This window comes from Salinisphaera dokdonensis CL-ES53 (assembly GCF_040361215.1).
GTDB lineage: Bacteria > Pseudomonadota > Gammaproteobacteria > Nevskiales > Salinisphaeraceae > Salinisphaera > Salinisphaera dokdonensis.
Genome location: NZ_APND01000004.1, coordinates 286,505 through 309,753, shown reverse-complemented (window position 1 = coordinate 309,753; position 23,249 = coordinate 286,505). Strand labels below are relative to the sequence as shown.

The 23,249-nt window shown below is 61.6% G+C and carries 24 protein-coding genes and 1 tRNA gene; 23 read left to right on the top strand and 2 right to left on the bottom strand.

The window, feature by feature from the left end:
• Positions 1 to 3: 3 nt before the first annotated feature.
• From SADO_RS13785 to SADO_RS13675, 23 genes are all read left to right on the top strand, one after another.
• Positions 4 to 522 carry a DsbE family thiol:disulfide interchange protein gene (locus SADO_RS13785; protein ID WP_353112367.1) on the top strand — a complete coding sequence of 173 codons (519 nt, stop codon included), beginning with the start codon at positions 4 to 6 and terminating at the stop codon, positions 520 to 522.
• Positions 522 to 1,004, top strand: a complete 483-nt coding sequence (locus tag SADO_RS13780; RefSeq protein ID WP_353112365.1) for a cytochrome c-type biogenesis protein — start codon at positions 522 to 524, stop codon at positions 1,002 to 1,004. Before SADO_RS13785 ends, SADO_RS13780 begins: the two co-directional genes overlap by 1 nt.
• On the top strand, positions 1,001 to 1,828 hold the full coding sequence (ccmI, locus tag SADO_RS13775) for a c-type cytochrome biogenesis protein CcmI (protein ID WP_353112363.1): 828 nt from the start codon (positions 1,001 to 1,003) through the stop codon (positions 1,826 to 1,828). Before SADO_RS13780 ends, ccmI begins: the two co-directional genes overlap by 4 nt.
• A 64-nt stretch (positions 1,829 to 1,892) precedes the next feature.
• Positions 1,893 to 2,780 carry a MaoC family dehydratase gene (locus SADO_RS13770; RefSeq protein ID WP_353112361.1) on the top strand — a complete coding sequence of 296 codons (888 nt, stop codon included), beginning with the start codon at positions 1,893 to 1,895 and terminating at the stop codon, positions 2,778 to 2,780.
• A 46-nt stretch (positions 2,781 to 2,826) separates the two neighbouring features.
• Positions 2,827 to 3,732, top strand: coding sequence for a UTP--glucose-1-phosphate uridylyltransferase GalU (gene galU, locus SADO_RS13765; RefSeq protein WP_353112359.1), 906 nt, complete (start codon positions 2,827 to 2,829; stop codon positions 3,730 to 3,732).
• 136 nt (positions 3,733 to 3,868) lie between these two features.
• Complete coding sequence (locus tag SADO_RS13760; RefSeq protein WP_353112357.1) at positions 3,869 to 6,766, top strand: 2-oxoglutarate dehydrogenase E1 component; 2,898 nt, start codon at positions 3,869 to 3,871, stop codon at positions 6,764 to 6,766.
• Between the two features lie 61 nt (positions 6,767 to 6,827).
• Positions 6,828 to 8,147, top strand: a complete 1,320-nt coding sequence (odhB, locus tag SADO_RS13755; RefSeq protein ID WP_353112355.1) for a 2-oxoglutarate dehydrogenase complex dihydrolipoyllysine-residue succinyltransferase — start codon at positions 6,828 to 6,830, stop codon at positions 8,145 to 8,147.
• 42 nt (positions 8,148 to 8,189) lie between these two features.
• Entirely contained in the window at positions 8,190 to 9,629 is a 1,440-nt protein-coding gene (gene lpdA / locus SADO_RS13750) for a dihydrolipoyl dehydrogenase (protein ID WP_353112353.1), read from the top strand.
• Between the two features lie 6 nt (positions 9,630 to 9,635).
• Entirely contained in the window at positions 9,636 to 11,606 is a 1,971-nt protein-coding gene (locus tag SADO_RS13745; protein WP_353112351.1) for a potassium transporter Kup, read from the top strand.
• Positions 11,607 to 11,693: 87 nt separating this feature from the next.
• Positions 11,694 to 12,443: a YebC/PmpR family DNA-binding transcriptional regulator gene (locus SADO_RS13740; RefSeq protein WP_353112349.1), complete on the top strand. Its 750-nt coding sequence runs from the start codon at positions 11,694 to 11,696 to the stop codon at positions 12,441 to 12,443.
• A 1-nt stretch (position 12,444) separates the two neighbouring features.
• Positions 12,445 to 12,957 (top strand): crossover junction endodeoxyribonuclease RuvC, encoded by a 513-nt coding sequence (ruvC, locus tag SADO_RS13735; RefSeq protein ID WP_353112347.1) that lies wholly within the window; start codon positions 12,445 to 12,447, stop codon positions 12,955 to 12,957.
• Entirely contained in the window at positions 12,954 to 13,565 is a 612-nt protein-coding gene (ruvA, locus tag SADO_RS13730; protein ID WP_353112345.1) for a Holliday junction branch migration protein RuvA, read from the top strand. The genes ruvC and ruvA overlap by 4 nt, the downstream gene beginning before the upstream one ends.
• 2 nt (positions 13,566 to 13,567) lie before the next feature.
• A complete protein-coding gene (gene ruvB / locus SADO_RS13725; protein ID WP_353112343.1) occupies positions 13,568 to 14,623 on the top strand; it encodes a Holliday junction branch migration DNA helicase RuvB in 1,056 nt (351 codons plus the stop codon).
• On the top strand, positions 14,616 to 15,032 hold the full coding sequence (locus SADO_RS13720) for a YbgC/FadM family acyl-CoA thioesterase (RefSeq protein ID WP_353112341.1): 417 nt from the start codon (positions 14,616 to 14,618) through the stop codon (positions 15,030 to 15,032). Before ruvB ends, SADO_RS13720 begins: the two co-directional genes overlap by 8 nt.
• The gene (tolQ, locus tag SADO_RS13715; RefSeq protein ID WP_353112339.1) at positions 15,029 to 15,790 is read left to right on the top strand and encodes a protein TolQ; all 762 of its coding nucleotides are present in this window, start codon (positions 15,029 to 15,031) and stop codon (positions 15,788 to 15,790) included. Before SADO_RS13720 ends, tolQ begins: the two co-directional genes overlap by 4 nt.
• Positions 15,791 to 15,812: 22 nt before the next feature.
• Positions 15,813 to 16,253 (top strand): protein TolR, encoded by a 441-nt coding sequence (gene tolR, locus SADO_RS13710; protein WP_353112337.1) that lies wholly within the window; start codon positions 15,813 to 15,815, stop codon positions 16,251 to 16,253.
• Positions 16,254 to 17,363 carry a cell envelope integrity protein TolA gene (tolA, locus tag SADO_RS13705; protein WP_353112335.1) on the top strand — a complete coding sequence of 370 codons (1,110 nt, stop codon included), beginning with the start codon at positions 16,254 to 16,256 and terminating at the stop codon, positions 17,361 to 17,363.
• Entirely contained in the window at positions 17,360 to 18,670 is a 1,311-nt protein-coding gene (tolB, locus tag SADO_RS13700) for a Tol-Pal system beta propeller repeat protein TolB (RefSeq protein ID WP_353112333.1), read from the top strand. The genes tolA and tolB overlap by 4 nt, the downstream gene beginning before the upstream one ends.
• 78 nt (positions 18,671 to 18,748) lie before the next feature.
• Positions 18,749 to 19,321, top strand: a complete 573-nt coding sequence (gene pal / locus SADO_RS13695; protein WP_353112331.1) for a peptidoglycan-associated lipoprotein Pal — start codon at positions 18,749 to 18,751, stop codon at positions 19,319 to 19,321.
• A gap of 9 nt (positions 19,322 to 19,330) precedes the next feature.
• Positions 19,331 to 20,089 carry a tol-pal system protein YbgF gene (gene ybgF / locus SADO_RS13690; RefSeq protein WP_353112329.1) on the top strand — a complete coding sequence of 253 codons (759 nt, stop codon included), beginning with the start codon at positions 19,331 to 19,333 and terminating at the stop codon, positions 20,087 to 20,089.
• Positions 20,090 to 20,136: 47 nt separating this feature from the next.
• Complete coding sequence (gene queE / locus SADO_RS13685) at positions 20,137 to 20,805, top strand: 7-carboxy-7-deazaguanine synthase QueE (protein ID WP_353112689.1); 669 nt, start codon at positions 20,137 to 20,139, stop codon at positions 20,803 to 20,805.
• A gap of 12 nt (positions 20,806 to 20,817) precedes the next feature.
• Complete coding sequence (gene queC, locus SADO_RS13680; protein WP_353112327.1) at positions 20,818 to 21,513, top strand: 7-cyano-7-deazaguanine synthase QueC; 696 nt, start codon at positions 20,818 to 20,820, stop codon at positions 21,511 to 21,513.
• Between the two features lie 48 nt (positions 21,514 to 21,561).
• A tRNA-Lys gene (locus SADO_RS13675) sits at positions 21,562 to 21,637 on the top strand.
• A 70-nt stretch (positions 21,638 to 21,707) separates the two neighbouring features.
• Here the strand turns inward: SADO_RS13675 and SADO_RS13670 are convergent.
• Complete coding sequence (locus SADO_RS13670) at positions 21,708 to 22,574, bottom strand: tyrosine-type recombinase/integrase (RefSeq protein ID WP_353112325.1); 867 nt, start codon at positions 22,572 to 22,574, stop codon at positions 21,708 to 21,710.
• A 138-nt stretch (positions 22,575 to 22,712) separates the two neighbouring features.
• The gene (locus SADO_RS13665; RefSeq protein ID WP_353112687.1) at positions 22,713 to 22,967 is read right to left on the bottom strand and encodes a DUF4224 domain-containing protein; all 255 of its coding nucleotides are present in this window, start codon (positions 22,965 to 22,967) and stop codon (positions 22,713 to 22,715) included.
• Positions 22,968 to 23,249: the final 282 nt, after the last annotated feature.

Sequence of the window (23,249 nt, the reverse complement as noted above, 5' to 3'; positions counted from 1 at the left end):
ATCGTGCCCGTTGTCGTTGTGATGATGCTGATCGTGTTGCTTGGCTACGGCCTCACGCGGCGTCCCGACGTATTGCCCTCGGCGCTGCTCGACAAGCCGGCCCCGGAGTTCGATCTGCCCACGCTGGCTTCGGACCGGGAGCGTATCCGCACCGCGGACCTGAAAGGCGAGGTCACGATGGTCAACGTGTGGGCGAGCTGGTGCGTGGCCTGCCGCGCCGAGCACGCGCTGATCACCGAAATCTCGCGGCGCACCGGCGTGCCGGTCGTAGGGCTGAACTACAAGGATACGAAAGAGGGCGCGCTGCGCTGGCTGGGGCGCTATGGCAATCCGTTTGCTGTGGTCGCGTTCGACCAACGCGGTGATGTCGGCATCGACTGGGGCGTGGCTGCTGTGCCAGAGACATTCGTCGTGGATGAGGAGGGTGTTATCCGCTACAAGGTCGTTGGCGCGATCACGCGTGAAGAGATGAACGAAAACCTCGTGCCCACGCTCGAACAGCTCAAGGCGTCGGACTCCTGATGCGTGCACTGCTGTTTTTTGTGCTTCTGCTTGGGGTTGTTGCAAACGCGCCCGCGGTGGATCTTGAAGGTGAGCAGCTGGCCCGCTATCACGACCTCAACGCGGAACTGCGTTGCCTGATCTGCCAGAACCGCAGCATCGCCGAGTCCGATGCGCCGCTTGCGCAGGATCTGCGTGCAATCGTGGAGCGACAGATCGCTGCCGGGCGCAGCGACGGCGAGATCAAGCAGTATCTGGTCGATCGCTACGGTGACTGGGTGCTTTACGACCCGCCGTTGAACTCGGGTACGTTGATCCTGTGGGCTGGGCCATTCGTGCTGCTCGCGGTGGGGCTACTGGTGGTCGTATTGATGATGCGACGCCGCCGCAGCGCCCCGGTATCGGAGCCAAGCCTCGATCGCGACCGGTTGGCGCGCCTGCTGGACGATGAAAAGCCCCGGCCATCTTCTGACGACGACGATTCTTCCAGAGAGCGCTCATGACCGAGTTTCTCGTTTTTGCGGCCGTACTTGTGGTCGCGAGCCTCGTATTTGTCCTGGTGCCGCTATGGCGTGCCGGCACGCCCACGCCCGACAAGCGGCGCGAGGCGAACATCACGATCTACCATCAGCGCTACAACGAAATCGAGCGCGAGGTGGGCGCCGGGCGAATCACGCGGCTCGAAGCCGAACACGAGAAAGACGAGCTCGGGGCCCGGTTGCTTGCCGATGTGGAGGACACGCCGGAACTCGTCTCGTCGCCGCAGGCGGCCTCTCGTCCCTGGTTCGCGACACTCCTGGTCGTGGTGCTTCTGGTCGGCGGCAGCAGCGCGACGTACTGGTATCTGGGGGATCACGCGGCGATCAGCGGCAAGGAGATGCCCGATATCGCGACGATGATCGGCGAACTGGAACAGCGCGTCGCCGAAGCGCCTGACGACGTCCAGGCCCGCTCGATGCTGGCCCGCGCCCAGCAGGCCACCGGCGACTATGCCGGCGCGGCTCGTAATTACCGGGCGATCAACGCCTCGATGCCGCAGCCGCGTGCCCCCATACTCGCGGCCGAAGCGGCAGCCACGCTGCAGGCCAGCGATGACCTTCAAGGCCGCACGGCCGAGCTCTATCAACAAGTGCTCGAGCTGGATCCGGCGAGCAGCGAAGCGCTGTGGTACCTGGGCCTGGCGGCGGCCGAGCGAGGTGAGTCATCGCAGGCGATCGATTACTGGGACCAGTTGCTCGATCAGGACCTGCCCGAGGAATTTGCCAGCATGGTCCGCAACCGTCGCGCCGAACTGGCCGGGGAGAAACCGTCCTTGCAGGGTAGTTGAGCGTATTGTTTCGCCCTGGCAAAGCGGTTAACGTCCCGATCAGCTTTTATCAACGATAAATTACATGGCCCAAGAGACACGGCTCGAGTATCAATCCCTGCCGGCGGTCGCCCCGTCCTACCTGAGGGCTGCGACCACGCTGTCCGGCGGATTGTCCCAGGGTGAAACGATTCCGGACATCGTCGCCGAGATCGCCGACCTCGAAGTCCGCGCCGAGGAACTCGCGAAATATCGCAAGGTCTGTGGTTTTCGCCATTCGCCTTATCTGCCGGTCACTTATCCGCACGTGCTCGCCTTCCCGATCCATATGGCGGTGATGACGCACAAGCAGTTTCCGCTGAAGCTGCTGGGCCTGATTCACATCCGCAATGAGATTACCCAGTACCGGAATATCGAGGTGGCCGAGAAGCTTCACCTGCAGGTGAGCGTGGGCGGCCATGAAGAAGTGGCGAAGGGCGTCGAGTTCGGCCTGGTCACCCGGGTACGCGATCGCGCAGGCGATCTGATCTGGGAAGCAACCGCCACGATGCTGTCGCGGCAGAAGACGAGCGTGTCGGACTCGCACTCCAAGCCGCGAAAGAAGCCGGAAGAGGGCTTGCCGTTCGAGCCATCCGACGAAGCAAGCTGGGACGTTCCGGCCGATATCGGCCGCCGCTATGCGAGTGCGGCCGGCGACTACAACCCGATCCACCTGAGTCCGTGGAGCGCGAAGCTGTTCGGTTTTCCCCGTGCCATCGCCACCGGCATGTGGACCAAGGCACGCGCTGCCGCAGAACTCGAACCGCATCTCAAGCAGTCCGCCTACACGCTGTCGGTGGGCTTCAAGAAGCCGGTATTCCTGCCGAGCACGGCACGGTTCGCCTACAACACTGGCGACAACGGCGCGGATTTTGCGTTAACCAACGATAAAGGCGACATCCTCCATCTTCTCGGGGATGTCCGCTATGTCTGATTTTTTACTTTCGTTTTGCTTAGGCCTTTGAGCCAAGGGATCGTCTATGCGTATTCGTAAAGCCGTTTTTCCGGTTGCCGGGCTGGGAACACGCTTCCTGCCTGCAACCAAGGCCAGTGCGAAGGAAATCCTGCCCGTCGTCGACAAGCCGCTGATCCAGTACGCGGTGAAGGAAGCCATCGCCGCGGGTGCCGAGGAGATGGTGTTCATCACCAGCCACACCAAGAACTCGATCATGGATCACTTTGATCGGGACTATGAGTTGGAGGCCACGCTCGAAGCCAAGGGCAAGGAAGAACTGCTCAAGGCCGTCAAGGATGTGCTCCCGCCGGGCATTAGCTGCGTCTATATTCGCCAGCCCGAACAGATGGGCCTCGGCCACGCGATCAACTGCGCGCTGCCGGCGGTTGGCGATCAGGATTTCGCCGTCATTCTTGCCGACGATCTGATCGCGGGCTCGTTCCAGCCCTGCATGGCCCAGATGCAGCGCGTGTACCAGGAGTACGGCACCAGCGTACTCGCGGTTCAACGCGTGCCCTGGGAAGAGACTTACAAGTACGGCATCGTCGAAGTCGAGCCGATCGGGCCCGGCCTGTCGGAAATCCGCGGCATTGTCGAAAAGCCGGATCCCGACAAGGCGCCGTCGAATCTTGCTGTAGTCGGCCGCTATATCCTCACGCCGCGTATTTTCCGCTTGCTCGACAAGACCAAGCCGGGCGCCGGCGGCGAGATTCAGCTGACCGATGCCATTGAAGCTCTGATGGGCGAACAGACCGTATTGGCCTATGAGTTCGAAGGCACCCGCTACGATTGCGGCAGCAAATTCGGCTATCTCAAGGCGAACGTGGAGATGGGGCTGCAGCATAAGGAAATCGGCGACGAGTTCCGCAGCTATCTGAAAGATCTCACGTCCGGCTGGGACGACGAAGACAAAGGCGACAACAACGGCTGATCGACGGCCGACAGACAGCGCGGCAAATTGTTCGGTTTGTTATCATTCGCCGCATGGGGCGCCAACCGGCAGGCGCTGTAGCGGCACGGTTTGAACGAGGCGATTCCGGCGCCTCACGCGGCCACGAGCCTACTTTATGAAAAGCGAACTTAACGACAAGTTCATCTCCAATTCGCCGCTTTTCGGCGGTAACGCAGCCTACGTCGAATCCTATTACGAGCAGTACTTAAAAGATCCGGATTCAGTCGAGCCCAGCTGGCGCGAGTATTTCAAGAGTCTGAATGGTGATGGCGCGGAAGATATTCCGCATAGCCCGATTCGCGACTCCTTTGTCGATACTCAGGCTTCGGCTGGCCAGGGTGCCCGGCCTCGCGCCAGCATGTCGCAGCAAGCGGCACAGAAGCAGGCCGGCGTGCTGCGCCTGATCAACTACTACCGGATGCGTGGCCACCAGGCCGCAAATCTCGACCCGCTGGGCCTGTACCAGGCACCGGCGGTACCGGATCTCGATCCGGCGTTCCATGGCCTCGGCGAAGCCGACATGGATACGGTGTTCAACACCGGCTCGCTGTTTACCCAGGCCGATGAGTTGCCGCTGCGCGACATCATCGACGTCTGCAAGCGCGTGTACACGGGTACCGTTGGCACCGAGTACATGTACATCACCGATACACGCCAGAAACGCTGGATCCAGCGTCGCCTGGAAGCGAGTATCGACGAGCAGCGTCTCAACGAGAAGGAAAAGCGCGAAGTGCTGCGCCAGCTCACCGCTGCGGAAGGCATCGAGCGCTACCTGCATACCAAGTATGTCGGCCAGAAGCGTTTCTCGCTCGAGGGCGCCGACAGCATGATTCCGGCACTCGACGAAGTCGTGCGCTCGGCAGCGCGCAGCCACGTCGACGAGATCGTGATCGGCATGGCGCATCGCGGCCGCCTCAACGTGCTGGTGAATATCCTCGGCAAGTCGCCGCAGGAATTGTTTGCCGAGTTCGAGGGTGATTACGACCTCGACGATCTCGAAATGTCGGGTGACGTGAAATATCACCTCGGCTTCTCGACGGATATCGAAATCGAAGACGAGCGCGTGCACTTGGTGCTCGCCTTCAACCCGTCGCATCTGGAAGCGGTGAACCCGGTGGTTCAGGGTTCGGTGAAGGCGCGCCAGGAGCGCCGTCACGATGACGACGGCGATACGATCCTGCCGGTGCTGATTCACGGCGATGCGTCGTTTGCGGGTCAGGGCATCGTGATGGAAACCCTGCAGTTGTCGCAGGCGCATGGTTATTCCACGGGCGGCACGTTGCACGTGATCGTGAACAACCAGCTTGGTTTCACGATGCAGAATCCGATCACGGCCAAGCAGGGCGAGGTGTCGCGCACATCGCAGTACTGCACGGACATCGCCAAGATGCTCGAAGCGCCGGTATTCCACGTCAACGGTGACGACCCCGAGGCGGTGGTATTCGTCACCCGTCTGGCGATGGATTATCGCGAGACCTTCGGCAAGGACGTGATCATCGACATGATCTGCTATCGCCGCCACGGTCATAACGAGGCCGATGAGCCGGCGGTGACGCAGCCGATGATGTACCAGAAGGTCAAGCAGATGGAGACCACCCGCAAACTGTATGCGGGCAAGCTGGTCTCCGAAGGCGTGATCGAAGACGACGAGGCCGAGAAGCTGTCGCAGGCCTATCGCGATGGCCTCGACGAAGGCAAGAACATCTCGCGCACGACGCTCGGCCTGGTCGGCAACGAGCACACGGTCGACTGGGCACGTTATAGCCGCGACCATTGGTCGAATATCGTCGACACGTCGGTCCCGGTCGAAACGCTTCAGCGTCTTTCCTCCAAGCTGCACGAGCTCCCGGAAAGCTTTGAGTTGCACAAGCGCGCTCAGCGCATCATCGACGACCGCGCCAAGATGGCCGCGGGCGCGTCGCGTATCGATTGGGGGTTTGCCGAGCATATGGCCTATGCCAGCCTGCTCGATGACGGATTCAACGTACGCCTGTCGGGCCAGGATTCCGGTCGCGGCACGTTCTTCCATCGGCATTCGGTGCTGTACAACCAGAAGGACGGCGAAGAGTTCATCCCGCTGCGCCATGTCGGTCGCGACAATGCGGTCTATACCGTCAATGACACGCTGCTTTCGGAAGCCGGTGTTCTTGGTTTCGAGTACGGTTACTCCACCGCGGACCCGTCGACGCTGACGATCTGGGAGGCGCAGTTCGGTGATTTCGTGAACGGCGCCCAGGTCATCATCGATCAGTTCATTTCCAGTGGCCAGGCCAAATGGGGCCGGCTCTGCGGGCTGGTGATGTTCCTGCCCCACGGCTACGAAGGCCAGGGCCCGGAGCATTCCTCGGCACGCCTCGAGCGCTTCCTGCAGCTGTGTGCGGAACGCCACATGCTCGTGTGCGTACCTTCCACGCCGGCCCAGTGGTTCCACCTGCTGCGTCAGCAGATGGTTCGCGACCTGCGTATGCCGCTGGTCGTGCTCACGCCCAAGAGCCTGTTGCGTCATCGCCTGTCCACGTCGACGTTGGAAGACCTGGCGGAAGGCCAGTTCAATTTCATCATCGACGAGCCGGACAGGATCGACGACGACGCGATCGAGCGTGTCGTCTTCTGCAGTGGCAAGGTCTACTACGATCTCTACCAGGCACGCGAGGAGCGCGAGCTCGACAACGTGGCGCTGGTGCGTATCGAGCAGCTCTATCCGTTCCCGGCCAACGACTATGCCGCGGTGCTGGATCGTTACAAGAACGCCGACGAAGTCGTCTGGTGTCAGGAAGAGCCGGAAAACCAGGGCGCCTGGTACCAGATCAAGCATCGCCTGCAGGTGCCGCTCGCCGATCGCCACGAACTGCTTTATGCAACCCGTCCGGGTGCGGCCACCACGGCGGTCGGTTATCACAAGCTGCATGTGAAGCAGCAAGAGGCCGTTATCGAGGCGGGACTTGCCGGCGGCGAACGTCTCGTCGACAAGGGCAAGGCCCAGACCCGCAAACCCCGTTCAAAGAAGAAGTGACGCGAAGACGTAATACCACGTCTGCGTACTCCAAGATCTCGACAAGTTAGGAACGACAAGCATGGCCACAGAAGTCAAAGTCCCGGAGCTTCCGGAATCCGTCAGTGAAGCCACTGTGGGTGAATGGCAGAAGAACAAGGGCGACAAGGTCGGTCGCGACGAGAATATCGTCGATCTCGAAACCGACAAGGTCGTGCTTGAAGTTCCGTCGACCTCCGCAGGTGTACTCGCTGAAATTAAGGTCCAGGCCGGTGACACGGTCAAGGCCGGCGACGTGCTGGCGATCGTCGAAGAAGGCGATGGCGCCGGTAGCGGCGATGACGACAGCGATGACGGCGACGACTCGGACAAGACCGAGAAGAAAGAGGACAAGGCCGAGTCGAAGTCGGAGGACGACAAGTCTGACGAATCCGACGATGCCGATAGCGAAGAACCCGTTGCCAGTCCCGCAGCCAAGAAGCTGATGGACGAAAACGATATCGCCGCGCGCGACGTCGACGGTTCGGGCAAGGACGGCCGCATTACCAAGGCGGACGTGCAAGACGCCATCGACAACAAGAGCAGCAGCAAGAGCGACGACAAGCCCGCAGCCAAACGCGAAGACGACACCAAGTCCGAGCGTGAAGCGCAGGCAGTCTCCGAGCAGGCCGACCGTCAGGCACTGGGCGAGGCGCCGACCGAGCGCACCGAGCAGCGTGTGCCGATGACGCGCATCCGCCAGCGCATTGCCGAGCGCCTGCTGGATGCCAGCCAGAACACGGCCATGCTGACGACCTTCAACGAGGTCGACATGCAGCAGGTCATGGATCTGCGCAACCAGTACAAGGACAAGTTCGAGAAGGATCACGATGTCCGTCTCGGCTTCATGTCGTTCTTCGTCAAGGCAGCGGTCGAAGCGCTCAAGCGCTTCCCGATCGTCAATGCCTCGATCGACGAAGGCGATATTGTCTATCACGGTTTCTACGACATCGGCGTGGCCGTGTCCTCGCCGCGTGGCCTGCTCGTGCCGGTGCTGCGTGACGCGGACCAGCAGTCCTATGCCCAGGTCGAGTCCACGATTCGTGACCTCGGCAAGCGTGCCCAGGAAGGCAAGGTCACGATGGACGAGATGACCGGCGGCACCTTCACGATCACCAATGGCGGCGTGTTCGGCTCTTATCTGTCGACCCCGATCATCAACCCGCCACAGGCGGCTATTCTCGGCATGCACGCCACCAAGGAACGCCCGGTGGTGGTCGATGGCGAGATCGTGGCACGCCCGATGATGATGCTTGCGCTGTCCTACGATCATCGCCTTATCGACGGTCGCGACGCGGTGCTGTTCCTGCGCACGATCAAGGAATTGATCGAAGATCCGGCACGCCTGCTGCTGCAGGTCTAGAGCCGCTCGCCGCGACCGCTACACGTTATTTCAAGGAAGAGCATGAGCAACAAATTCGACGTCGTCGTCATCGGCGGTGGCCCTGCAGGCTACGTCGCCGCCATTCGCGCCGCACAGCTGGGCATGAACGTCGCCTGTATCGACAAGTGGCTGGATCTGAACGACAAGCCCTCCTTGGGTGGCACCTGTCTGAACGCCGGGTGCATCCCGTCCAAGGCTTTGCTGGAATCCAGCGAGCTGTATGACCGCGCCAATTCCGAATTCGCCGATCATGGCATCAAGACCAGTGGTGTGGAACTCGACCTGGCACAGATGCAGAAGCGCAAGGCCGGCGTGGTTTCGCAGTTGACCGGTGGTATTGGCAGCCTGTTCAAGGCCAACGGCGTGAAGTCGTACGCTGGCCGCGGTCAGGTCGTCGACTCCGGCGAAGTGCTGTTCGTCGGTCACGACGGCAAGGAAGAAACCCTGCAGGCCGAGAACATCGTGATCGCAGCCGGCTCGGAGCCGGTCGAACTCGATATCGCGAAGTTCGACGGTGATCGCATCGTGGACTCCTGGGGCGCGCTGGAGCTCGATGAAGTGCCGAAGAAGCTCGGCGTCATCGGCGCCGGTTATATCGGCGTGGAACTGGGCAGCGTCTGGTCGCGCTTGGGCAGCGACGTCACGCTGCTCGAAGCCGTCGATGACTTCATGCCGATCGCAGATCGCGATGTGGCCAAGGAAGGCCTCAAGTCGTTCAAGAAGCAGGGGCTGGATATTCAGCTCGGTGCCCGCGTCACCGAAGCCAAGGCGACGAAGAAGGGCGTAGAGGTCAAGTACACGCAGGGCGACGAATCGCACAGCGTGACTTTCGACCGCCTGATCGTTGCCGTCGGCCGCCGGCCGCACACGAAGGATCTGTGTGCCAAGGGCGCGCGCGTCGAACTCGACGACAAGGGCTTCATCGACGTCAACGACCAGTTCCGTACCAGCCTGCCGGGCGTCTATGCCGTCGGCGACGTGGTCAGCAATCCGATGCTGGCCCACAAGGGCATGGAAGAGGGCGTGGCTGTCGCCGAGATCCTGGCTGGCCAGAAGCCGCATCTCAACTACGACGTCATCCCGTCGGTCGTCTATACCCATCCCGAGATGGCCTGGGTCGGCAAGAGCGAAGCGCAGGTTAAATCTGCGGGTACCGACTACCGGGTCGGCCAGGTGCCGTTCGCGGCCAATGGTCGTGCCAAGGCGCTCGGCCAGCAGGGCGGCTTCATCAAGATGATCGCCGATGCCAAGACCGACGAAATTCTCGGCGTGCACATGATCGGTCCGTATGTGTCCGAGCTCGTGCAGGAGATGGTGGTCGCAATGGAATACAAGGCGTCCAGCGAAGACATCGCGCGCATCATCCATGGTCACCCGACCCTGGGCGAGACCGTGCACGAGACCGCTCTGGCGGTCGACGGTCGTCCCATTCACTTCCCGCCGAAGCGAAGCAAGAAGTAGGCGCGGATGCCCGCGGACGAAGAGGACAGGTCTCTAGCCAAGGGCAGCAAGAACGGCGCGGGCAACAAGAACGGCGGCGGACGCGGTTCCGATAGTGGATCGCAGTCGGAGGATCACGGCGAGGGGCAGTCCTTGCCGTTCCTCTGTCTTGCCGCCCTCGGTATCGTCTATGGCGATATCGGCACCAGCCCGATCTATGCTCTGCGTGAGGCCTTCTTCGCCCACGGCGGAATCGGCGTAGCGCCCGAAAACATATTCGGCGTGTTATCGCTTCTGTTCTGGTCGCTGATCATCGTGATCTCGATCAAGTACCTGGCCGTGGTCATGCGGGCGAGCAACAACGGCGAGGGCGGCATCATCGCCCTCGTCGCCTTGCTCAACCCCTGGAAAACCGAGAAAAAAAGCCGTCGTTATCTGCTCATGCTGCTGGGCCTGTTCGGCGCAGCACTACTGTACGGCGACGGCACCATCACGCCCGCGATCTCGGTCCTCAGCGCGATAGAAGGGCTGGAAGTCGCCACCCCGGCGTTCAAGCCTTATGTCGTGCCGATCACCATCGCGATCCTGATCGGCCTGTTCCTCATTCAGAAACGCGGTACCGCGGCGGTGGGCTCCTTGTTCGGCCCGGTCATGCTGACGTGGTTCGTGGTGCTCGGCCTCTTGGGCATCAACGGGATCATTCAGCACCCAGGGGTGTTCGCGGCATTGAATCCGGTGCATGCCTTCGGGTTCTTCCAATCCAACGGGATGGCCGGTTTTCTCGTGCTCGGCACGGTATTCCTCGTCGTCACCGGCGGCGAAGCGCTGTATGCCGATATGGGGCATTTCGGCCTCGCGCCGATCCGTCTGGCCTGGTTCTTTCTGGTGCTGCCCGCGCTGGTGCTGAACTATTTCGGCCAGGGCGCGATGATGCTGGAGAATCCGGACATCACCCAGCCGTTCTATCAGATGGCGCCCGGTTGGGCGCTGTATCCGGTAGTGGGGCTGGCGACGCTGGCCACGGTCATCGCCTCTCAGGCGGTGATTTCCGGCGTGTTCTCGCTGACCCGTCAGGCCGTACAACTCGGCCAGCTGCCGCGGCTGAATATCGTTCAGACCTCGCACGAATCCTACGGCCAGGTCTATATCCCGTTCATGAACTGGATCCTGATGATCGCAACCATCGGGCTCGTGCTGGGCTTTCGTTCCTCGAGCAACCTGGCGGCGGCCTATGGTGTGGCGGTATCGATGGACATGGTCATCACCACGATTCTCGCGTTCTTCGTGGCTTATCGCTGGGACTGGTTCCCGCGCTTTGCCGGCGTTATCGCGGTGCTGTTGCTGATCGTCGACCTGGCTTTCCTAGGTGCCAATCTGTTCAAGGTGCCGGACGGCGGCTGGTATCCGTTGCTCGTGGCCGGCGTGATCTTCTTCATCATGGGCACCTGGCGGCGTGGTCGCGAACTGGTGGGGCGCCACCTCAAGGGCGATACCGAGCCGCTCGAGGACTTCATCGAGTCGATCGATGACGACGCCACCCGTATCGACGGCACAGCCGTGTTCATGACCGACTCCGGCACCAAGACGCCGCCGATGCTCCTGCATCACTTGCGCCACAATCGCGTGCTGCACAGGCAGGTCATACTGCTTACCGTGCACACCCTCGACGTGCCCCGGGTGCCGGCGGCCGACCGGCTCAAGCTGGAGGATCTCGGCAAGGGCGTGCATCGCATGCAGGTCTACTACGGCTTCATGCAGGCGAACAACGTCCCGGTGGCGCTGCGTTTTGCCAGTGAGTTCGGGCTCGACGTGGAGGTCGACGAGGCCACGTTCTATGTCGGCCGGGAATCGTTGATTCCGACCAGCGAAGTGCCGGGCATGATGGTCTGGCGCGAGCACATGTTTGCGTTCATGGCGCTCAACGCGACCCGGGCAACGTCTTATTACCGTATTCCGCCGGATCGCGTCGTCGAACTGGGTATCCAGATCGAGATCTGAGCGCGTTCCCGCAACGCGATCCATCCCGGATCAATCGATCCGGCTGTTAGAATCCCTGCAAGGTTTGCAGCGCAACCACGAGGCATCATGGCAGGCCATAGTAAATGGGCGAACATCCAGCACCGCAAGAACGCCCAGGACAAGAAGCGCGGTAAGATTTTCACCAAGCTGATCCGCGAGATCACGGTCGCAGCACGCATGGGCGGGGGCGACCCGAACGACAACCCGCGTCTGCGGCTGGCCTGGGACAAGGCGCTCGCCGCCAACATGCCCAAGGACAACATCGAGCGCGCTGTAAAGCGCGGCACCGGGGACGGCCAGGGCGACAACTACGAAGAGATCCGTTACGAAGGCTATGGCCCGAACGGCGTCGCGATCATGGTCGACTGCATGACCGACAACAAGAATCGCACGGTCTCCGAAGTTCGCTATACCTTCGATCGCAATGGTGGCAATCTCGGCGCTGCCGGTTCGGTCGCCTATCTGTTCGATCGCAAGGGTGTGCTGACCTACGGCCCGGACAACGACGACGAGGACGTGCTTGCCCCGGCCCTCGACGCCGGCGCCGAGGACCTGGTCGAATACGAAGACGGCTCCTTCGACGTGCTCACGTCCCCCGACGACTACAACACCGTCAAGGCCGCCGTAGAGACCGCGGGCTTCGAGCCCGACGCTGCCGACGTCACCATGCGCCCGGCGACCACCGTGGATCTGCAGGGCGAAGACGCCCAGAGCTGTCTCAAGCTCCTCGACGCGCTCGAAGATCTTGACGACGTGCAGAACGTCTACAGCAACGTCGAACTCGACGAAGAGACGCTATCCGGCGCGCCGGCCTAGCATGGCGGTGATACTCGGGATCGATCCCGGTTCCACCATCACCGGCTATGCAGTCGTCGAAGCCGGCGCGCAACCGCGGGCGATCGAGATTGATTGCATTCGACTGCCGCGCACCGATTTTCCGACTCGACTGGGACTCATCTTCCAGCGCTTGAGCGAGGTGATCGAGACGCATCGGCCCGAGCAGATGGCCATCGAGAACGTATTCGTCTCGCGCAACGCGGCAAGTGCGCTCAAACTGGGGCAGGCGCGGGGCGCGGCGATCTGCTCGGCAGCCTCACGGGGCATTCCGGTGTCGGAATACACGCCCACTCAGATCAAACAGGCGATCGTTGGCCGCGGCCACGCCGACAAGACGCAGATCCAACATATGGTGAAAGTGTTGCTGGGCGTTCAGGGCGCGCTACAGGCGGACGCCGCGGATGCCGCGGGCGTTGCCATCTGTCATATCCATCACGAACGCACGGCGTCGCGTATGCGCGTCGCGGCGACCACAACAGGACGGCGGGCATGATCGGCCAATTGCGCGGGCGCATTATCGAGAAACAGCCACCCCGGTTGGTCATCGACGTGGGCGGCGTGGGTTATGAAGTCGAAGCGCCGCTGTCGACATTCTTCACGCTTGGCCAGGCCAGCCGCAGCGATGGCGAAGTCACGCTGTTGACCCAGATGGTGGTGCGTGAAGACGCGATGCTGCTCTACGGTTTCGCGACCAACGACGAGCGCAGCCTGTTTCGCGAATTGATCAAGGTTTCCGGCGTGGGCGCGAAGCTCGCGCTCACCGTGCTCTCGGGCATGAGCGTGGCCGATTTCGTGGCTACCATCGAGGCCGACGACGCGACGCGTCTCACCGGTCTGCCCGGCGTCGGCAAGAAGACCGCCGCGCGGTTGCTGGTGGAAATGCGCGACAAGCTTTCGGGCAGTAGCATTGCGCCGGCGCTGGCACCCGGCGCGCCTGCAGGCGCCAGTGGCGGGGGCGATGCCAAGGCCGTCGCACGTCAGGCGCTCATGTCGCTGGGCTACAAGCCGGCCGAGTCGGAGCGCCTGCTCGGCGGTATCGACGCCGACGGCATGGATAGCGAAACGTTGATCCGCGAAGCGCTACGCCGGGCGGTACGTTGACCATGGAAGATCAGGAACGCCTGATTGGCGGCGCCGCGCAAGGGGATGAAGGGCGTTTCGACCGCGCACTGCGTCCGCGCGGGCTGGCGGAATATATCGGCCAGGCAAGCGTGTGCGAGCAGATGGAAATTTTCGTCAGCGCCGCGCGCGCTCGTGGCGAGGCACTCGACCATGTGTTGATCTTCGGCCCGCCCGGGCTCGGCAAGACCACGATGGCGCACGTCATCGCCAACGAGATGCAGGTGGGGTTTCGCCAGACGTCGGGGCCCGTGTTGGAGCGCCCGGGCGATCTCGCCGCGCTGCTGACCAACCTCGAACCCAACGACGTGCTTTTCATTGACGAGATCCATCGTCTGTCGCCGGTGGTCGAGGAAGTGCTCTATCCCGCGCTTGAGGATTACCAGATCGATATCGTGATCGGTGAAGGCCCCGCCGCGCGGTCGATCAAGCTCGATCTGCCGCCGTTCACGCTGGTCGGCGCAACCACGCGCGCCGGCGCGCTCACATCGCCGCTGCGCGATCGTTTCGGTATTGCCCAGCGTCTGGAATTCTATTCGCACACGGACCTGGCGCGGATCGTCGATCGGTCGGCGCAGATTCTTGGTGTCGAGATCGTCGCGGCCGGCGCCAACGAGATTGCCCGACGGGCGCGTGGCACGCCTCGTGTGGCGAACCGTCTGCTGCGCCGCGTGCGTGACTATGCCGAAGTGCGGGCCGACGGGCGGGTCAGCGAAGCGGTGGCCCAACAGGCCATGGACATGCTCAAGGTCGACGATAACGGCTTCGACATCATGGATCGCAAGCTGCTCGGCGCGCTGGTCGAAAAATTCGAGGGCGGCCCCGTCGGCGTCGAGAGCCTGGCCGCGGCCATTGGTGAGGCGCGCGAGACCATCGAGGACGTGATCGAACCGTATCTGATCCAGCAGGGCTTCATGATGCGCACGCCGCGCGGACGACTGGCCACGTCGGCGACCTATCGCCATTTCGGGTTGCCGCAGCCGGCTGGGCGCGCGACGCCAGCTCAGGATATGTTCGAGGACGACGAAATCGATGGCTGAGACAGCGGTCGAGCACCCAAAGCTCTCTTACCAGCTACGGGTGTTCTACGAGGACACAGACGCAAGCGGCGTGGTTTATCACGCCAACTACCTCAAATATCTGGAACGCGCGCGAACCCTATGGCTGGAGGCCCAGGGCCATAGTCACCGGGCGCTGGCCGCGGATCACGGTGTCGCATTCACGCTCGCGGATGCCCAGCTCAAGTTCAAATCACCGGCTCGCCTGGATGACACGATCGATGTCACCACCTGGGTCACGGAACACCGGCGCGCACGAATTGTCTTCGAGCAAGAGATTCACTGCGAAAATTGCCTGCTCATTAAGGCACTATTCACGGTTGCGTGTGTCAGAATCCGCGACTTCCGGCCTTGCGCGCTGCCCGATTTTTCTCAAAAGGAGATGGAATGAACGTTGCGACCGACATGTCCCTGTGGGGGTTGGTCATGCAGGCGAGCCTGCTGGTCAAGCTCGTCATGCTCGCGTTGCTGCTGGCGTCCGTTGGCTCCTGGATCGTGATCTTTTCCAAGCGTCGTATGCTGCGCCAGACGCAGAACGACATGGAGTGGTTCGAGGACCGCTTCTGGTCGGGCGGCAATCTCAAGGATATCTACGCCGAAACGCAGCAGCAGGCCGATACCAGCCGTGGCATGCCGTCGATCTTTCGCGGCGGTTATGAAGAACTCAAGCGTCAGCGCACTGCCGGTGTCGCCACCCCGCAGGAAACCGTGCCTTCGGTTCAGCGGGCCATGCGCGTCGCGCTGTCGCGCGAACTCGAGCGCCTCGAACGCGGCCTCGCAATGCTGGCAACGGTCGGCTCGATCAGCCCTTACGTGGGCCTGTTCGGCACCGTCTGGGGCATCATGAGCGCGTTCATCGCTTTAGGTAACGTCAAGCAGGCGAGCCTGTCCATGGTCGCGCCGGGCATTGCCGAAGCGCTGATCGCCACCGCGATGGGCCTGTTTGCAGCCATCCCCGCGGTGGTCGCCTACAACTTCTTCAGCAACAAGGTCGATTTCATCGAGAATCGGTTCCAGACCTTCATGGAAGAGATGTCGGGCATCGTCGAGCGCGGCATGAACGCGGCCAGCCCCGCGCCGAAGGCTGCCAGCGAAAAGCCGCGGCCTGCCGCCAACCCGGAACCGGTTCGTACACCGCCGGAACTCTAGTCTTTCGACGGGACATCTGAACATGGGTATTCGAGGAAAACGCCGGCTCGCGAGCGAAATCAACGTCGTTCCCTATATCGACGTCATGCTGGTGCTGCTGATCATCTTCATGGTCACCGCACCGTTGCTGACGACCGGGGTCGAGGTTGAGCTGCCGCAGGCGCCGGCCGAAACAATCGACTTCAGTGAGGAGAACGAGCCGATCGTGCTCTCAGTCACGAGCGATGGCGGCCTGTACCTGAATGTCGGCGAGAACACCGATTCCGCGCTTTCGCCGGAGCAAGTCACGGATATCGCCAGTCGCGTGATCCGGGCGCGCCCGGATGCGCCGGTGGCAGTGCGCGGCGACGGCTCGGGCTCCTACGGCAACGTCGTGCGCGGCATGGTTTTGTTACAACGAGCCGGTGCTGAACAGGTCGGCCTGCTTACCGACGGCATCGACGACACCGAGAGCGAACGCTGAATGTTTCGAAAGCTGGCTGACAACTGGCGTTCGGTGCTGCTCGCGCTCGGGTTGCACCTGTTGATTGCGGCTTTGCTGGTCGTGGGCGTCAATTTCGTGAGTGAATCGTCCTCACGCGGCAACCGCGGGCAAAAGATCGTGAAGGCATCCGTGGTCAATCCTGACTCGGTGAATACGGATATGCCGGCCATGCCGGAAGCCGTATCGCCGGCATCCGAGCCGGCGCCGAGCGAGCCGGAACCGAAGCCCGAGCCCGAGCCTGACAAGGCCGCTGAGAAAGCCGCCGAGCAAGATGCCGCGGAACAGGCCGCCCGCGAAAAGGCACAGGCCGAAGAGGCAGCCAAGGCCGAAGCAGTGCGCGAGAAAGCCGAGGCCGAAAAGCAGGCTGAAGCCGAAGCCCGACGCAAGGCCGAGGCACAGGCCGAGAAGAAGGCTGAAGCCGAGCGCCAAGCGAAAGCCGAGGCGCAGCGAAAAGCCAAGGCTGAAGCAGAACGCAAGGCACAAGAGCAGGCTGCGCGCGAAAAAGCTGCGGCCGAAGCCAAGCGTAAAGCCGAGGCCGAAGCTAAAGCCGAAGCGGAAGCGGCGCGCAAGAAGGCGGAAGCCGAGCGCGAGGCCAAGGCTGAGGCTGCTCGGAAAGCGAAGGCTGAGGCCGAACGCAAGGCCAAGGCGGAAGCGCAGCGCAAGGCGGAAGCCGAGAAGAAAGCCCGCGAAGAAGCCGCGCGCAAGGCCCGTGAGGAAGCTCAGCGCCGTGCAGCCGCTGAACAATCGGCCCGCGAATCCGCCATGCGCGAGGCCATGCAACGCGAGGCTGCAGGTCGCCAGAATGCCGCAAATTCTCAGGCGCTGGGTGCCTATGTGCAGGCGATCAAGGATCGTGTCGAGTCGAACTGGCTACGCCCACCGGGTGCGCGCAATATTTCCTGTAAAGTACGGGTAAATCAGCTCCCGGGTGGACAGGTCACGGGATTCCGCCTGCTGGGCTCCTGTGGCAGCGCAGCCGTCGATCGCTCGGTCGAACAGGCCATCCGCAAGTCGGATCCGCTGCCGAAGGCACCTTCGGACAGCGTCTTTTCTCCTGAAATCGAGTTTAATTTCGAGCCGGATCAATGAAAAAATCTCTAGCCAGAACATACGTCGCCTTCACGGCCCTGGTCGGATTCGTGCTGACGGCCGCAGCGCCGGCCCAGGCCGCCTTGCAGGTCGATATTACCGACAGCTCGCAGAGCGCAATTCCGATTGCGATCGCGCCGTTCGGTAGCGACGGCGGGCAATTGCCGGTCGACGTGGCGCAGGTCGCGAGCGACGATCTCGAATCCACCGGCCTGTTCGACGTGTTCGAGCGCCAGAACATGGTCGCGAAGCCGACGCGTGCGGACCAGGTCAACTACGAGAACTGGCGCACCTCGTCGGTCGATAACCTTGTGGTGGGCTCGGCTGCACCGAACGGCCAGGGCGGTTATCGGATCACCTTCGATCTGCTCGACGTCTATCAGGGTCGCTCGATCGCCAGCTTCCAGATCAACGCCGGCCGTAACGAACTGCGCGACGCCGCGCACACGGTCGCCAATCTGATCTACGAGAAGTTCGTCGGCGAGAAGGGCTACTTCCTGTCGCGTATCGGCTATATCACCATGGCCAAGGAAAATGGCGGCCTGCGCTATCGCCTGATCGTATCGGACTACGACGGCAATAACCCGGCCACGGTGTATTCCTCGCGCGACCCGATCATGTCGCCGTCGTGGTCGCCGGACGGCACGAAGATCGCTTACGTGGCGTTCGACATCAATCGCGGCCGTAGCAGCCTGCGGGTGCAGGATCTAGCCACCGGCAATATCCGGGAAATCTCGTCGCGCGAAGGCATCAACGGCGCGCCGACCTGGTCTCCGGACGGTCGCCGGCTGGCGATGACGCTGTCGTATCGCGGCAACCCGGATATCTACAGCTACGATCTGGGCACCAATCAGCTGACCCAGCTCACGAACAACGGCGCTATCGATACGGAGGCCAACTGGTCGCCGGACGGCAACCATATCGCCTTCACCTCGGATCGCGGCGGCAAGCCGCAGGTCTATCGTATGCGTAGCGACGGCAGCCAGGTCGAGCGCCTGACTTTCGAGGGCCAGAGCAACCAGCGTGCGAGCTATTCGCCGGACGGCGAGCAGATCGCCATGGTGCAGAAGAGCGGCAACGGCTTCCGTATTGCGGTGATGGATACGCAGACCAATAATATCCGGATCGTCAGCGAAGGCCCGCTCGATGACGGCCCGGATTTCGCACCCAATGGCCAGGCGATCATCTACGCCCGCCAGGGTCGCAATAACGAACTGGCCACGGTCTCCACGGATGGACAGACGCGTTCGCGGCTGTCCCAGGGTGGCGAAGTCCGCGAGCCGGCTTGGGGACCGCTGGGGTATTGAACACCGGTCAGGTAGTGTTTAGACAAGAAACGGCCATTGGCCGAACAGTCCATAGGAGTTTTCACAAGGATGAAAAACATGACGATTAACAAGGGCCAGCGTTTGCCGCTGGTGGCGTTGCTGATGGCCGCTTCGGTGGCGCTGGCAGCGTGTGGGGGCAACAAGAACCTGCGTGATGGCGAAGACATGCCGGCTGCCGGCATGGGCAACCAGGGCGATCAGGGCATGGGCATGAACTCCGGTCGCGACATCGATGTTCGTGGTCTGGAAGGCATCGACCCGGCCGACCGCAGCATGTTCACCGACCCGAACAACCCGCTGTCGACCCGCATCATCTATTTCGATCTCGATCAGAGTGCGATCCCGTCGCGCTTCTCTCAGGCGATCCAGGCCCACGGCCGTTACCTGAGCGAGCACCCGAACGTGAAGCTGCGTATGGAAGGCCACACTGACGAGCGCGGCACGCGTGAGTACAACGTCGCCCTGGGCGAGCGTCGTGCGGAATCCGTGCAGCAGGCGATCGTGCTCTCCGGCGCCAGCGCCAGCCAGCTCTCCACGCTGTCCTTCGGCGAAGAGCGTCCGGCCGAGCTGGGCTCGACTGAATCGGCGTATTCGCAGAACCGTCGCGTCGAGTTCATTTACACCAAGTAAGTACCCGTCATGCGTCACGCTTTATCTATTGCTTTCGTGACGTTTGCCGTGGCCACGGCGGCCGGGACTCAGTCCCGGCCGGCGTCGGCTGCTCCGGCAAGCGCCAACGACCAGCCGGTCATGCTCGCTCAGAACAACAGCGGCGGGCCCAACCTGTTTTCCCTGTTTCAGGATATTCAGCGACTTCAGTCTGAAGTGCGTGACCTGCAGGGGCAGGTCGATACGCTGCAATACAAGCTGCGTCAGAACGAGCAGGGTCAGCGTGATCTCTACGAGAATCTCGACAAGCGTTTGAACGCGCTCGAGAACGGCGGCGGCACGCCCGGCGGTGCCGGCATGCGCGACGGATCGTCGACTCAGCAGAACGACGACTACGCCAACTCCCAGGATCCGGAGGTCGAGAAACAGTACTCGGCAGCCTTCGATCAGTTGAAGAATGGCAATTACGACGCCGCCATTGGCGCTTTCAAGGGCTTTCTTCAGCAGAACCCCGAAAGCAGCTTTACCGACAACGCCTGGTACTGGCTCGGTGAAGCCAACTACGTCAAGCGTAATTACGACGCCTCGCTGGAAGCTTTCCAGACCGTCGTGAATCGTTTCCGCGCCAGTGACAAGGTGCCGGGTTCGCTCTACAAGATTGGCGTAATCCAGGACGAGCGCGGCGAAGTCGATAACGCTTATGGCACCCTCAAGCGGGTTGTCGACCAATATCCCGACAGCAGCGTGGCCGAAATGGCCCGCAAGCGTCTTCAGGGCCTGGACGGATAGCATTGCCGACCGTTATCGAGGCCGGGGAACGGCCTCAATCCGAAGGCATTACTGAGAGCCGCTGGCAGGAGCGCGTCAACGCGCTGCGCCTGACGGAGATCTTCTGTTCACTGCAGGGCGAGGCCCGCGAAGCGGGTGCGGTCTGCACGTTCGTGCGCCTGACCGGCTGCCCCTTGCGCTGCCATTACTGCGATACCGCCTATGCGTTTTCCGGTGGTGAGTGGCATACCCTCGACGAAATAGTCGCCGAAGTGGACCGTCTCGGTGCGCGCCATGTATGCGTCACCGGGGGCGAGCCGCTGGCTCAGCCGAACGCAGCGATGCTGATTCGTCGGCTCTGCGATGCCGGCTACGCGGTGAGCGTTGAAACCGCGGGCGCGTTGGATATTCGGCCCGTCGACACCCGCGCGTCGCGCGTTGTCGATATAAAGACCCCTGACTCGGGTGAAAGCGCCCGTAATCTCTGGGGCAACATCGACGCACTCACCGACCACGACCAGATCAAGTTCGTCATCTGCTCGCGCGCGGATTACGAATGGTCACGGGATCGGCTTGCGGAATTGTCCCTGCCAAACGGTTGCGAAGTCTGGTTCTCGCCGAGCTTCGGGCAAGTCGATGCCCGCGCACTAGGGGAATGGATCGTCGCCGATCGTTTGCCGGTGCGTCTGCAGCTTCAGCTGCACAAGCAACTCTGGGGCGACGAACCCGGTCGCTAACGAAAGTCCATCATGTCTGATATGAACCATCAACGGCGCGCCGTCGTGCTGTTTTCCGGCGGCCTGGACTCCACGACCTGTCTGGCGAAGGCGAAGGCAGACGGTTATGTCTGTTATGCGCTGAGCTTCGACTATGGCCAGCGACACACGGCAGAGCTTGAGGCGGCTCGGCGACATGTCGCGGAGAACGAATGGATCGCAGACCATAAATGTGTTCGGCTCGATTTCGACGGCATGGGTGGGTCCGCGCTGACTGACGACGGCATCGACGTGCCGGAATCACCGAGCGAGGGTATTCCTTCTACCTACGTCCCGGCACGAAACACGGTGTTTCTTTCAGTTGCGCTGGGCTGGGCGGAAGTACTTGGGGCCGAGGCGATCTATATCGGGGTGAATGCGGTCGATTACTCCGGCTACCCCGATTGCCGGCCCGAGTTCATCGACGCGTTCCAGAAACTTGCAGGCTTCGCGACCAAAGCGGCGGTCGAAACAGGCGAGCGCGTACAGATTTCCACGCCGCTCATGCACCTGAGCAAGGGCGAAATCGTAAGTCTCGGTACGTCGCTCGAAGTGGATTACGCCCGGACCGTTTCCTGCTATCAGGCCGACGCCGAGGGCCGTGCCTGTGGGGTTTGCGACGCGTGCCGACTACGTGCAGACGGCTTCGCCGATGCCGGGTTCGCAGACCCGACAATCTATCGCGAATAAAGCGCTGATTTTCACGCGCGAATCGGGTATGATGCGCGCCGCAACAGCGGGCCGTTAGCTCAGTTGGTAGAGCAGTTGACTTTTAATCAATTGGTCGCAGGTTCGAATCCTGCACGGCCCACCATTTTTTCAGGTACTTGCGAGTGTGCATAATGCATGCTTCGCTCGTTATTTTAGAAGAATTCTAAAATAACCTAGTAAACAGGTCGGAATTTTTCCGGCTTCCGACGGTATATCCGACGCCTAGTCGCCTCGCTCATGTGGCCTAGCAGGCGTCCGTCGCCGTCGTCTGAACCCGCCTTTGCCCTGATATCGTGGAACGTGAATCGCTCCGATATCACGCCTGCGCGCATAGAGTCTTCCATCAGGCGTTGCCACGCAGTCTGCACACCGGCGGAGGTATATCTCTGACCATCGCTTTTGCAGATCACGTATAGGCTGGGGCCTTCAGTGAGTTCCCCGGCCGCGCTCAGCACGCTCCTGAGCTGGTCTGAGTATTCGATGATGAGCTTGCGCGCCACTTTGCCTCGCGTGACGCTCTTTTGCTGCCGAAAGTGGATACCGTCTGCTCGAAGCTGCGATCGTTTTAGGCCGACGAGATCAGCTTGGCGCTGCCCGGTGAGATAGGCCAGATCCATGAGAACCCGCATTTGGGCGCTAGCGCGCTGCCAGACTGCGTTGTACTCCTCATGCTCGATATAGCGATCTCGAGCCTCTTCTTTGTGCCGTTGAATCGTAGAGCAGGGGTTAACACCTGACGGCAATTTTCCGATGCGAATCGCATACCTCATAACGTGGGAAAACAGAGCGAGTTCACGGTTAGCGGATACTGCTCGATCACGGCCGCGGATATCGTGGAACTGTGCTACGTGATGCGGCTTTATCGAAGGTGGCTCCATGGCGCCGAATATAGTTTCGAGCTGTTCGAGTTGTCGCCCTTGGGTTTTAGCCGTGCTTGCTGCTTTCTTAGGGAGCACATCTGTACGGTAACGGCGAAAGACCTCTCGCATACCTGGCTCGGCGGTTGTTGTCTCTTTCAACGCCGCGAGATCGCGCAACATGGCCGCCTCGCCGTCAGCCACTCGCGTAAGTCGATTCCAGTTCCCGCTCGTATCAACAAAATAGTAGCTCGGGCCTCGGATATAGACTCGTTTCGGCAGGCCGAGGTCGCGCTGTCTACGACGTCCCATCTCGCTTACTTAACCGCGGGCTTGATGTTTCGTCGCGCGTGCACGCAGCGCATCAAAGTTTGGCTCGCTCGAAGCCGATCCAGCGCTCGCCATGGCACGCTCGTACGCACCCCAGGTCGTACGCGGGCGGCCGTCACGACGCAGTGTGAATGCAACGCCGTTTTCCTTAAGCCATCGCATTTGTCTTTGGATCTGATTCGGCTCGTATCCCGTCAGTTCGGCGAGATCTTCATCGCTCAAGAGAGGCTGTGGGTACAAAGTCATGAGGTCCTCGGAAGTGATCGTCACGGCACACTGCCGATGAGACCAACTTACAACGAGGCATGTGATCGACAAGACGCGCAAAACGCCGATATCGACTACTTTTCCTATATGCGATCTCGAAACTTAGTCTTGGGCAGGCGACTCTCGTGAGAGGCGACTCAAGCGGAGGAGGCTCGTCGCGATCGGCTGCGTATCGTCCTGCATGGCGAGCTCCAAAATTAAAGGGCTCCGCCTGGAGCCGACCCCTACACGCGCAACAGCTCTGGTGCGGTAGATTAAACT